At 75.1% G+C, this 12562-nt stretch carries 9 protein-coding genes; all 9 read right to left on the reverse strand.

Features of this window, described 5'->3' with window-relative positions:
• Nucleotides 1-75: 75 nt before the first annotated feature.
• Entirely contained in the window at nt 76-1485 is a 1410-nt protein-coding gene (gene murC / locus K1T35_RS30275) for a UDP-N-acetylmuramate--L-alanine ligase (protein WP_220255206.1), read from the reverse strand.
• Nucleotides 1482-2600, reverse strand: a complete 1119-nt coding sequence (gene murG, locus K1T35_RS30280) for an undecaprenyldiphospho-muramoylpentapeptide beta-N-acetylglucosaminyltransferase (RefSeq protein WP_220255207.1) — start codon at nt 2598-2600, stop codon at nt 1482-1484. Before murG ends, murC begins: the two co-directional genes overlap by 4 nt.
• A complete protein-coding gene (gene ftsW, locus K1T35_RS30285) occupies nt 2597-3991 on the reverse strand; it encodes a putative lipid II flippase FtsW (RefSeq protein ID WP_255620905.1) in 1395 nt (464 codons plus the stop codon). The genes murG and ftsW overlap by 4 nt, the downstream gene beginning before the upstream one ends.
• On the reverse strand, nt 3988-5382 hold the full coding sequence (gene murD / locus K1T35_RS30290; protein WP_220255208.1) for a UDP-N-acetylmuramoyl-L-alanine--D-glutamate ligase: 1395 nt from the start codon (nt 5380-5382) through the stop codon (nt 3988-3990). The genes ftsW and murD overlap by 4 nt, the downstream gene beginning before the upstream one ends.
• 103 nt (nt 5383-5485) lie before the next feature.
• Nucleotides 5486-6556, reverse strand: a complete 1071-nt coding sequence (gene mraY, locus K1T35_RS30295; protein ID WP_220255209.1) for a phospho-N-acetylmuramoyl-pentapeptide-transferase — start codon at nt 6554-6556, stop codon at nt 5486-5488.
• Nucleotides 6553-7962: a UDP-N-acetylmuramoyl-tripeptide--D-alanyl-D-alanine ligase gene (gene murF, locus K1T35_RS30300; protein ID WP_220255210.1), complete on the reverse strand. Its 1410-nt coding sequence runs from the start codon at nt 7960-7962 to the stop codon at nt 6553-6555. Before murF ends, mraY begins: the two co-directional genes overlap by 4 nt.
• 52 nt (nt 7963-8014) lie before the next feature.
• Complete coding sequence (locus K1T35_RS30305; protein WP_370645161.1) at nt 8015-9541, reverse strand: UDP-N-acetylmuramoyl-L-alanyl-D-glutamate--2,6-diaminopimelate ligase; 1527 nt, start codon at nt 9539-9541, stop codon at nt 8015-8017.
• A gap of 289 nt (nt 9542-9830) precedes the next feature.
• Nucleotides 9831-11687: a penicillin-binding protein 2 gene (locus K1T35_RS30310; RefSeq protein ID WP_220255211.1), complete on the reverse strand. Its 1857-nt coding sequence runs from the start codon at nt 11685-11687 to the stop codon at nt 9831-9833.
• The gene (locus K1T35_RS30315) at nt 11687-12556 is read right to left on the reverse strand and encodes a hypothetical protein (RefSeq protein WP_220255212.1); all 870 of its coding nucleotides are present in this window, start codon (nt 12554-12556) and stop codon (nt 11687-11689) included. Before K1T35_RS30315 ends, K1T35_RS30310 begins: the two co-directional genes overlap by 1 nt.
• Nucleotides 12557-12562: the final 6 nt, after the last annotated feature.

Genomic DNA, 12562 nt, shown 5'->3' on the forward strand with positions numbered 1-12562 from the left:
GTTCGGCAACGGCGCGATCACCGCCGCGATCACGCCCGCGATCACTCCCGCCCCGCCCACGACCCGGGCGCCCCATCACGGCTCCCGCTTCTCCAGCTCCAGGAGGATCTCCGGCGCCAGCACGGTGACGTCACCGGCGCCCATCGTGACGACGAGGTCGCCCGCCGTGGCGATCCCGGCCACGACGGCGGGCACCTCCTCCCAGCGGGGCACGAACCGCACACGGTCGCGTGGCAGCGGCACGGCGTCGGCGATCAGTGCTCCGCTCACCCCCGGCTGCGGGTCCTCCCGAGCGCCGAAGACGTCGAGGACGACCACCTCGTCGGCGATCCCGAGCGCCTCGCCGAACGCGGCGGCGAAGTCGCGGGTGCGGGAGTAGAGGTGCGGCTGGAACGCCACCACGACGCGGCCGTGCCCGTCGACCACCTGGCGCGCGGCCCGCAGCTGGGCCGCGACCTTGCTCGGGTGGTGGGCGTAGTCGTCGTACACCGCAACGCCCGCGGCCCGGCCGCGGAACTCGAACCGCCGCCGCACACCGTCGAACGCGGCGAGCCCCGCGAGCAGCGCGTCGGCGCCCGCCCCCAGCTCGACGCCCGCGAGCAGCGCGCCCAGCGCGTTGAGCGCCATGTGCTCCCCCGGTACGGCGAGCCGCAGGATGTGCTCGTGGCCCTCGTGGTGGAGCACGATCCGGGCGCCGGTGCCGTCGGGGCGGAAGTCGACGAGCCGCGCGTCCGCCACGGCGTCGCGCCCGTAGCGGCGCACCCGGATGCCCCGCGCCTCGGCGCGGGACGCGAGAGCCGCGGCGCCCGGGTCGTCCAGGCAGGTCACCAGCACGCCGCCGGGCAGGATCCGGCCGAGGAACTCGTCGAACGCGGCGACGTAGGCCTCGGCGCTTCCGTAGTGGTCGAGGTGATCGGCCTCCACGTTGGTCACCACCGCGACCGTGGGCGAGAACGCGAGGAACGACGCGTCGCTCTCGTCGGCCTCCACGACGAACACGTCGCCGCTGCCCTCGTGCGCACCGGACCCGGATGCGGCCAGGTCGCCGCCGATCGCGAACGACGGGTCGAGCCCGCAGTGCTGCAGCGCGACGGTGAGCATCGACGTGGTGGACGTCTTGCCAGCCGTGCCGGTGACGGCGGCGAGCCGCCGCCCCTCGGTCAGCGCGGCGAGCGCCTGCGCGCGGTGCACGACCGGCAGGCCGCGCTCGCGGGCGGCGGCGAGCTCCGGGTTGCTCTCGCGGATCGCGGACGACACCACCACCGTTGCGGGCGGCTCCGGCAGGTGCGCCGCGTCGTGCCCGACGGCGACGTCCGCGCCGAGCGCGCGCAGCGCCAGCACGGTGCGGGAGTCCTTCGCGTCCGACCCGGACACCGCGGTTCCCCTGGCCAGCAGGATCCGCGCGATGCCGCTCATCCCGGCGCCACCGATCCCGATCAGGTGTACGCGCTTCTCGAGCACTGATTCGCGCGCAGGCTCGCTCATCGATCCCTCCACGGCGGCAGCACTTGGGTGGCGGGCTCCGGGGCGGCCCCGACCAGTTCCAGAACCATGCGGGCGAGAGTGTCAGCCGCGTCGGCGTGCCCCGACGAGCGCGCGGCCGCGCCCGCATCGGCCAGCAGGCGCGGGTCGCGCAGCAGCGGCACCAGCTCGGCCACCACGCGCTCGCCGGTGAGCTCCGCGTCCGGGACGAGCACGCCGCCACCGGCTTCGACCACCGGCCGGGCGTTGAGCGACTGCTCGCCGTTGCCGTGCGGCAGCGGCACGTAGACGGCAGGCAGGCCCACCGCCGACACCTCCGCGACGGTCGTCGCGCCCGCCCGGCAGAGCACGGCGTCCGCGGCGGCGTAGGCGAGGTCCATCCGCTCGATGTACGGCACGCCGACGTACCCCCGCGCGGGCGGAGCGGGCTCGCCGCCCTTGCCGTGCGCGTGCAATACCGCGATGCCGGCCCGCAGCAGCTCGGGCAGCGCAGCCGCCACCGCGGTGTTGAGCGTGCGGGCGCCGAGCGAGCCGCCGAACACCAGCAGCACCGGTCCGTGCGGCTGCAGGCCGAAGAACTTGCGGGCCTGCGGGCGCAGGCTCGGGCGGTCCAGCGCGGTGATCGACCGCCGCAGCGGCATCCCGACCACCCGCTCACCGGGCAGCCCGCTGCCCGGCACCGCCACCGCGACGATGTCGGCGAAGCGGGCGCCGACCTTGTTGGCCAGGCCGGCACGGGCGTTCGCCTCGTGCACGACGATCGGCACGCGCCCACGGGCACCCAGGTAGGCGGGCAGCGCGACGTAGCCGCCGAACCCGACCACGGCCTGGGCGCCGACGCCGGTGAGCACCTCGCGCACCCGTGTGACCGCCCTGCGGACCTTGCCCGGCAGTCGCAGCAGGTCGGCACTCGGCTTGCGCGGCAGCGGCACCGGCGGGATCAGCTCGAGCGGGTAACCGCGGGCCGGGATGAGCGTGGTGTCCAGGCCCTTCTCGGTGCCCAGCGCGGTGATGCGCGCGTCCGGCCGCAGCGCGCGCACGGCGTCGGCGAACGCGAGCGCGGGCTCGATGTGCCCGCCGCTCCCCCCACCCGCGACCACTATCGACGGGCCGGTCATCGCACCCGCCCCCGCTGGACCGGCGCCCGGTACGGCTCGGGCAGCGGCAGCCGCAGCAGCCGGGCGACGCGGCCCTGGCCGTGCTGCTTCAGCGCCGCGATGGCCTCCGGTTCGTGCCGCGCCGCGTTCGCGAGCACCCCGAAGACGAACATGGTGACCACGAGGGACGTACCTCCAGAGGAGATCAGCGGGAGCTGCAACCCGGTCACCGGGAGCAGCCCGACGACGTACCCGATGTTGATGGCGGCCTGCGCCACGAGCCACGTCGTCGACGTCGCCACGACCAGGCTCAGCCACGGGTCGGCGCTGCGTGCGGCGATCCGGATCCCGGTGTAGGCGAGCGTGGCGAACAGCGCGAGCACGGCGAACGCGCCGATGAAGCCGAGCTCCTCGGCCACGATCGCGAAGATGAAGTCGTTGTGGGCGTTGGGCAGGTAGCTCCACTTGGCCCGGCCCTGCCCGAGCCCCTGCCCGAACAGCCCGCCGTCGGCGAGCGAGTACAGCGCCTGGCGGGCCTGGAACCCGGCCTGCTGCGGGTCCGCGCTCTCCGGGGAGAGGAACGCCGTGATGCGGCTCATCCGGTACTCGGCGGTGAGCGCGAGCGCGACGGCCCCGGCGACCGCGCCGCTGGAGAGGGCGAGGATCAGCCGCATCGGGGCGCCGCCGAAGTAGAGCAGCGCGACGAGCACGATGCCGAGCGAGATCGTCATGCCGAGGTCGGGCTGCAGCACCAGCAGCGTGAGCAGCACGACAGTGACCGGCACGACCGGCGACAGCGCGTACTTCCAGCGGTGCATGACGGCCCGGCGCGCGACGAGCACGTGGGCACCCCACAGGGTGAGCGCCACCTTCACCGCCTCCGACGGCTGCACCGAGAACGTCCCGAACGTGAACCAGGCGCGCGACCCGTTGCGGGTCTCACCGACGAACAGCACCGTCACCAGCGCCAGCGCGCCGAGTACGAGCGCGGCGGGGGCCAGCGACCGCAACCTGCGCGGGGAGACCCGCAGCCCGAGCCAGAACATCAGCAGGCCGGGCACGCAGAACATCAGCTGCCGGGTGAACACCGAGTAGGACGAGCCGTCCGCGGTGAGCGACTGCACCGACGACGCCGACAACACCATGACCAGCCCGAACAGCGTGAGCAGGCCGAACACGCCGAGAACGAGGTGCAGCGATGTGAGCGGGCGGCGCAGCCACTGGCCGAGGGCCGCTGCGGTGCGACCGATCGCGACGCGCATCCCGTTGGGGCGCACCGCGATCCTGGCGGCCGCACCCTTCGTCGTCCTCGTCGAAGCGGCCTTCGTCGCACCCTTCGTCGCCGTGCGCACCGACCGGGAGCGCTCGCCTCCGGACGTCCGTTCGCCTGCTCGCGGCCACGGCACGGTCACGGCGCTCCCAGCCCGGCCGCTGCTTCCGCGAACCGCACACCGCGATCCGCGTAGTCGGCGAACTGGTCCATGGAGGCCGCGGCCGGGGCGAGCAGGACGACGTCGCCGGGCCGGGCCAGCGCGGCGGCCCGCCGGACGGCGGTCGTCATGACGTCGGTCGACGGCGTGGGATCCGACATGGACGCATCGTCGCCCGGCACGACCTCGGCGACGGGGAGGTCGGGCGCGTGTCGCGCGAGGGCGGCGAGGATCTCGGCGCGGTCGCTGCCGATCACGACGGCGGCGCGGAGCCCGCGTGCGTGCCGCGCGACGAGGTCGTCCACGGATGCGCCCTTGAGCAGCCCGCCGACGATCCACACGACCGGCGCGGGGGCCTGCACGGCGAGCGACGCGGCGGCGGCGTGCGGGTTGGTGGCCTTGGAGTCGTCGACGTAGCGGACGCCACCGACCGTCGCGACGACGCCGCCACGGTGCGGGCCGGGCCGGAAGTCGTCCAGGCCTGCCCTGACGGCGTCCGGGCCGACACCGGCGGCCCTGGCGAGTGCCGCGGCGGCGAGCGCGTCGACGATGCCCGGCGCGCCGGGCGGGTGCACCGTGGCGACCTCGGTGAGCGGCCCACCATCGAAGGCGCGGTCCACGAGCATGCCGTCGACGACACCGAGTTGGTCGGGCCCCGGCGCGCCGAGGGTGACGCCGACCCGCCGGGGTGCGGGCGACTGGACGAGCAGGGCGGCGGCCGCGGGGTCGTCCACCCCGGCGACGGCCACGTCCGCCCGCAGCGCCAAGGCCTTCGCGGCGGCGTACGCGGCGAACGAGCCGTGCCAGTCGAGGTGGTCGTCGGCCACGTTGAGCACGCACCCGGCGAGCGGGCGGATCGACGGCGACCAGTGCAGCTGGAAACTCGAGAGCTCGACGGCCAGCACCTCGTGGCCGGCGCGCACCGCCTCCACCACCGGATAGCCGATGTTGCCGCAGGCCACGGCGTCGCGGCCGGCGGCGCGCAGGATCGCGGCCAGCATGCCGGTGGCGGTGGTCTTGCCGTTCGTGCCGGTGACCGCGAGCCACACCGGCGGGTTCCGCAGCGCCTGCCCGAGCCACCAGGCCAGCTCCGGTTCCCCCACCAGCGGCGCGCCCGCCGCCGCGGCCGCCGCGACGAGCGGGTGGTCGGGGCGGCGGCCCGGAGATGTGACGACGAGCGCGGTGCCGGCGGGCACGCCGTCCGGGTCGCCGCCCGCCTCGGCGCCGGGCGGAAGGTCGGTGAGTGCCGCGGGCCGGGCGTCTGTGACGGTGACCCGCGCCCCGAGCTCGACGAGCGCCGCAGCGGCCGCGAGCCCCGACACCCCGGCCCCGGCCACGAGGACCCGGGCGCCGGACAGGTCGTCGGGAGTCATTCGCGGTCACACCCCAGCGGTTGTCGGCCATCGAGAAGGCTGTCGTAGGGAAGGTCGTGAGTGGATAAGCGTGCTATAGCCGTCGTATCCACTCACGACCCGGTCAGCCGCCGCCCGCGGCCGTGAGCCACTCCTGGTAGAAGAGGCCGAGGCCGAGGGCCGCGCACATGGCCGCGAGCAGCCAGAACCGGATGATCACCGTGGTTTCGGCCCACCCGGCGAGCTCGAAGTGGTGGTGGAAGGGCGCCATCCGGAACACGCGGCGGCGGGTGGTGCGGAACACCGCGATCTGCACGGCTACCGACAGCACCTCCACCACGAACACGCCGCCGATCACCACCAGCAGGAGCTCCGTGCGCGTGACGATCGACAGGCCGGCGATCAGCCCGCCGATGGCCAGGGAGCCGGTGTCGCCCATGAAGATGCGGGCGGGCGCGGCGTTCCACCAGAGGAACCCGATGCAGCCGCCCATCGCCGCGGCCGCGACGAGGGCGACGTCGAGCGGGTCGCGCACCTGGTAGCAGCCCGCCGCGCTGGCGATCGCGCAGTTGTTGCGGAACTGCCAGAACCCGATGATCGTGTACGTGGCCAGCACGATCGCGCCGGTGCCCGCCGCGAGCCCGTCGAGCCCGTCGGTGAAGTTCACCGCGTTCGACCACCCGGCGATGATGAGGTTGGCCAGCAGCACGAAGCCGATGGCGCCGAACGACAGCACGGTGATGTCGCGGACGAACGAGAGGCTGTCCGAGGCGGGCGCGAGCCCGTCGGCGTTGGCGAACCGCAGCGCGAGGATGCCGAAGATCGTGGCCGTGAGGACCTGGCCGACGGTCTTGGAGGTCTTGTTCAGGCCCAGGTTGCGGGCCCTGCGCAGCTTGATGAAGTCGTCGAGGAAGCCGACGATCCCCAGCGCCGTGGTCAGGAACAGCACCAGCAGCGCCGACGCCGTGATCGGCTCGCCGGTCAGCACGTGCGAGGCGATGTAGCCCAGCCAGATCGCGAGCAGGATCGCGACCCCGCCCATCGTGGGCGTGCCCCGCTTGGCCTGGTGGCTCTGCGGGCCCTCGGCCCGGATCTCCTGCCCGAATCCCTGCTGGGAGAAGAAGCGGATCAGGTAGGGCGTCAGCAGGATCGAGACCGCGAGCGCCACGCCCGCGGCGATGAAGACACCTCTCACCGGGGCACCGGTCCCGGTGTCCGCAGCAGCCCTTCGGCCACGCGTTCCAGCCCGGCCGCCCGGGACGCCTTCACGAGCACGACGTCGCCGGGCCCGGCCTCTGACCGCAGGAGCTCTACCGCCTCGTCCACGTCCGCCGTTCTTCGGGCTCCCGGGTAGTCGGCGGTGCCGACGGCGACGAGCCGGTCGATGCCGAGGGTGCGCGCCAGCGCGGCGATCTCGGCGTGGGCGGCGGCGGTCGTGTCGCCCTGCTCTGCCATCGTGCCGAGCACCGCCCACGTCCGTCTGCTGCCCTCGCCGAGCGCGGCGAGGGCGGCGAGCGCGGCGCGCATCGACTCGGGGTTGGAGTTGTAGGCGTCGTTGACGACCGTGAGGCCGTCCTCGCGGTCGGTGACCTCCATCCGCCACTTCGACGCGGGCACAGCGGCGCTCAGGGCCGCGGCGATGCCATCCGGCGTGCCGCCGACCTCCAGTGCGACCGCCGCGGCTGCGAGCGCGTTGCCGACGTGGTGCTCGCCGACGAGCCGCAGCGCCACGGGGGCGCGGCCGGCGGGCGTCACGAGCGTGAAGCGGGCCCGTCCGCGGTCGAGCCGCACGTCCTCGGCACGGACATGGGCGGCGCCGCCGCAACCGAAGGTCACGACCCGGGCCGCCGTGCGGCCGGCCATCGCGGCCACGAGCGGATCGTCGGCGCCCAGCACGGCGACCCCGTCCGTCGGAAGGGCCTCCACCAGCTCGCCCTTGGCCCGCGCGATCGCCTCCACCGAGCCGAACTCGCCGACGTGCGCGCGCCCGACGTTGAGCACCACCCCGATCCGGGGCGGGACCGCCGCGGCGAGCCGTGCGATGTGGCCGACCCCGCGGGCGGAGAACTCGAGCACGAGGTGGCGGGTGCCTGCGCCGGCGCGCAGCGCCGTCCAGGGCAGGCCGAGCTCGTTGTTGAACGACCCGGGCGGCGCGACGGTGGGTCCGAGCGGGGCGAGCACCGCGGCCAGCAGGTCCTTCGTGGAGGTCTTGCCGGAGCTGCCGGTGACCCCGACGACCGTTGCCGGCGACGCCCGCACCGCGTGCCCGGCCAGCGCCGCGAGCGCGGTCAGCACGGCGGCACCGGCGCCGTCGTGGTCGGACTCGTCGAGGTAGGTGCCGGTCTGGCGCGCCACCGGCTGCGCGATGACCGCGGGCGCGTCGACCTCGCGCCCTGCGAGCACGCCCGCGGCCCCTGCCGCCATCGCGGCCGCGGCGTAGGCGTGCCCGTCGGCCCGCTCGCCCGGCAGGGCGACGAACAGACCGCCCGGCCCGATCGCGCGCGAGTCGAACTCGACGGCGGTCACCCGCTCGTCCCCTGAAGCCCGGTGGAGGCGTCCACCGGTGACGGCGGCGACGTCGGCCAGCCGCATCTCGATCATGCTCTCGTCCTGCTCATCGAGCGTATCCGATCATCCGGGTGCACGCGGCCCGTTACCGCGTGCCCTGCAGCGCCACGGCAAGCTCCGCTGCGTCGTCGAAGGGGTGCTTGACGCCCATGACCTCCTGGCCCGTCTCGTGTCCCTTACCCGCAACGACGACGGCGTCTCCCGGCTTCGCACACGCCACGGCGGCAGCGATCGCGGCACGCCGGTCGCCGATCTCCATCAGGTCGCCCGCGCGGGGCTCGGCCTCCGCTCCCGCGAGCATCGCCGCGCGGATCTCGGCGGGGTCCTCGGTGCGCGGGTTGTCGTCCGTGACGATCAGCAGCTCCGCGCGTGCCGCGGCCGCGGCGCCCATCAGCGGGCGCTTGCCGCGGTCGCGGTCACCGCCGCAGCCGAGCACGACGATCAGCCTGCCATCCACCTGCGGGCGCAGTGCATCGAGCAGCGCCGCGACGGCTCCCGGCTTGTGGGCGTAGTCGACGATCGCGAGGAACGGCTGCCCCTCCTCGATGCGCTGCACCCGCCCTGGCACCGCCACGTCGGCGAAACCCGCTGCGGCGACGGCGGCGGGCACCCCCACGGCGTCGAGACACGCGAGCGCCACCGCGGCGTTCGCCACGTTGAACACGCCGGGCAGCTGCAGCCGCACGGTGAGCCGCTCGCCGTCGGGGGCGAGCGCGGTGAACGACTGGGTGCCGTCCGGGCCGGTGCGCGCGTCGACGGCGCGCCATGACGCCTGCCCCGTGGTGGACACGGTGATCGCGCCGGGCGTGCGGGCGGCGAGCCGCTTGCCCCACTCGTCGTCGACGCACACGACCGCCCGCTCGGCGCGCCCGTCGAAGAGCGCCGCCTTGGTCTCGAAGTAGTCCTCCATGTCGCGGTGGAAGTCCAGGTGGTCCTGCGACAGGTTGGTGAAGGCCGCGACGGCGAAGTGGGTGCCGGCCACGCGGCCCATCGCGAGCGCGTGGCTGGAGACCTCCATCGCCACGTCGGTGACGCCGTCCTCGGCCATCACGGCGAAGAGGGCCTGCAGGTCCGGCGCCTCGGGGGTGGTGAGCGCCGTGGGCAGGCGGCGGCCGTCGATCCGCGTGCCGACGGTGCCGACCAGCCCCGCGGTGCGGCCCGCGGCCGCGAGTCCCGCCTCGAGCAGGTGTGCAGTGGTGGTCTTGCCGCTGGTGCCGGTGACGCCGAGCACGCGCAGCTGCGCCGTCGGGTCGCTATTGACGAGCGCGGCCACTGCGCCGAGCACATCCCGCGGCCGCGGGTGCACCAGCAGCGGGACGCCGGCCAGCGCGGGACGCCGGGCCCCCTCCTGGTCGGTCAGCACGGCCACCGCGCCCGCCGCGATCGCCACGGCCGCGTAGTCGGCCCCGTGCGCGCGCGAACCGGGAAGTGCCGCGAACAGGTCACCGTGGCGCGCGTCGGAGGCCCGCAACGTGACACCGGTGACGGTCGCCGCGCCCCTGGCCGACACCCCGACGGCGGCGCCGAGCTGGTCGAGCGGCACCGGGCGCACCACCCGCGGACGCGGCGGTGCGCCGGCCGGGGCGGGGGGAGCTTCGTGCGCGGGCGACACGTCGCGGAAGGCTACCGGCGCGCCACCCGGCGCCCCTGCGCGCACCGCCCGTGCGTCACCCCTCCGCGCGCCGGACGGCGGGCCTCGCGCGTCCGTCGGCGGAAACGATCACAGAGCGTGGCCACACCCGGTGGTCGAGCAGGGCCGGCGCCCCAGCCCTCCGGTGGTCGAGTAGGGACGGCGCCCCGGCGCCGTCCCGTATCGAGACCACCATCCTGCAGGTGGAGGTGGTCTCGATACGCGCCGGCCCTCGCGGGCCGGCGCTACTCGACCACCGGAGGGCGGGTCGCTAGGGCAGCTGCAGGACCTGCACCGGGGGCTGCTGGCCGCTCACCGGCAGCCGCTCCCGCTGGGCGAGGTAGGTGCCGATGTCGTGGAACAGCGGCGCCGCGCTCGTGCCCGGCTTCGGGGCGTCGAGCATGATCGCGATCACGTAGCGCGGGTTCTCTGCAGGCAGCATGCCCGCGAAGTTGATCCAGTGCAGCGACCTGGAGTAGCAACCGCACGCCGGGTCCACCTGCTGCGCGGTGCCCGTCTTCCCGGCCACGACGTACCCGGGCACTGCGGCCTGGTAGCCGGTGCCGCGCTGGCCGTGCGTGTCCTGGGTGACGGCGGTGAGCATCGTCCGCAGCGTGGCGGCGGTCTCGGGCGTGATCACCCGCACCGGCCCGGGCGAGGGCGGCGTGACCCGTACGCCGTCCGGCCCCGTGGTGCTCTCGACGATCCGCGGTGGCACGCGCATCCCGTCGTTGGCGACCGTCTGCAGGATCCCGGCCAGCTGCAGCGTCGTGACCGTGAGGCCCTGCCCGATCGGCAGGTTCCCGAACGTCGACCCGGACCACGACTCCCGCGGCGGCACCTGGCCTGGCTCCTCGCCCGGCAGGCCCACACCGGTGCGCTGGCCGAGGCCGAAGCGGGCGAGCATGTCGGCGAAGCGCTCCTCCCCCACCCGCTGCGCCGTCATGATCGTGCCGACGTTCGACGACTTCGCCAGCACCCCGGTGAGCGTGTACTGCTCGGTGCCGTGGTCCCACGAGTCCCGGATCGTGCGGTCGGCGACGCGGATGCTGCCCGGCACCGTGAGGACGTCGTTCGGCGTTGCGACGCCGTACTCCAGCGCCGCGGCCATCGTGATGACCTTGTTCACCGACCCGGGCTCGAACGTGTCCTGCACGGCGGTGTTGCCCAGCTGCCCCGGCGCCGCCGTGGACAGGTCCCGCGGGTCGAACGTCTGGCCGTTCGCCATGGCCAGCACCTCGGCGGTGTGCGCGTCGAGCACCACGGCGGATGACGTGGTCTTCGCCTCCGTGCGCTGCACGTAGTCCGAAAGCGCCTGCTGCACGGTGTACTGCAGGTCGGAGTCGAGGGTGAGCTGCAGGTCCGAGCCCTGCACCGCGGCCCGCTCGAACCGGGTGCTGCCCGGGATCACGGCGTTCGAGTCCTCGGCCGTGTCGACGACGCGCAGCCCCTCGAAGCCGGCGAGCAGGTTGTCCTGGGAGCTCTCGAGTCCCACGCGGCCGGTGAGCTTGCGCTCGTCGGTGTTCCAGGTGGCGGCGCCGACGACGTTCGCGGCGAGCGTGCCGCCGGGGTACTGCCGGTCCTCGCGCCGCTCCTCCGCGATCTCGGGGAACCGCTCCCGCAGGGTGCGCGCGACGTCGGGGGTGACGAGCTTGGCGAGCACGACGTAGCCGCGGTCGCTCGTGAGCAGGCCCGCGAGCTCGTTCTGGTCCTGCCCGGTGGCCTGCGCGATCGCGGCTGCCATCTCCGCGGTGTAGCGGGGGGCGTCGGCGCCGCGGGTCTGGGCGATCATCCGCGGGTTGGTGACGAGGGCGCGCGCGTCCACGCTGAACGCGAGGGGCTCGCCGGTGCGGTCGAGGATCGCGCCGCGCTCGGCGGGCAGCCGGATGTTCGTGGTCGACTGGCGTTGCGACGCGGCGCGCAGCTCACCCGCTTCCACGGTCTGGACGACCACGAGCTTGAGCGTCGCGATCGCCAGCACCACCACGAGCAGCACGCGGCCGATCCGGAGCCTGCGGGCACCCAGCGCCGCCTGGTCGGGCGAGCGGCGAGGCGCGGACGGCCTCGGGGACGGTGCATGACGTGCCGCCGCACCGGCGGCCCTTGGCCGGGGCGGGGCCGACGGCATCAGCCCGCGTCCGTCCCGCCGCCGCCCGCGCGGGCCCCTGTGCCCGTCCCGGCGGTCTGGCCGGCCCGGTCCCGAGTCGGCTCGCCGCCGTCCACCTCGGGCGTGCCTTCCTCCTCCGGCTCCGGAGCCGCCAGCTGCGCCGTGCCGTCGCGGGTCGTCTCGTCGCGGGCGGCCTCGTCGGGTGTCGGCTCGTCGCGGGCCGCCTCGTCGGGTGTCGACTCGTCGCGGGCCGCCTCGCCGGGTGTCGTGCCGCCCGGCTCCGCCCCCTCCGTGCCGCCTTCAGCGGGCGGCTGCGCGCCCTCGGGCGGCGCGGGTGGGGCCGGTGGCGGCGGGGCGACCGCCGCCCGCGGCTGCCCGACGACCTCGACGTTCCCGTCGGGGGCCACGACGAGTCGCGCCGGATCCCGCACCGGCACCATGCCCAGCTCGCCTGCGCGGCGAGCCAGCTCGGGCGCCGAGGCGAGCACGGCGACCTCCTGCTTGAGCCGCTCGGCCTGCTCGCTCAGCACCCGCGCCTCCGCGGTGGCGTCCTGCAACCGGTAGGAGTCGGCGGCCGCAGCCGTCGACAGCCACAGCGTGGCCACCAGCCCGACGGCGAGCAGCACCATGATCAGCAGCACGAACTGCGGCCGGCCGGCGGGGGACGCGGTCCGCACTCCCGCGACGCGCCGCACCCGCTCGTCACGGCGCGCGTACGCCTTCTGCTGGGCCGACCGGCGCGTGGACTGCCCCGCCCCGGCCGCGGGATCGGAGACGGGCGCGGCCGACGGGGCGACGACGGTGTCGTCGGCGAAGCCCCGCTGCGCCGGGATGGCCGCGGTGCGGCCACGGACGGCGGTGCGCCCGCGCTCGGTGACCGGAGCACTCATGACACC

The organism is Pseudonocardia sp. DSM 110487 (assembly GCF_019468565.1).
Lineage (GTDB): Bacteria > Actinomycetota > Actinomycetes > Mycobacteriales > Pseudonocardiaceae > Pseudonocardia.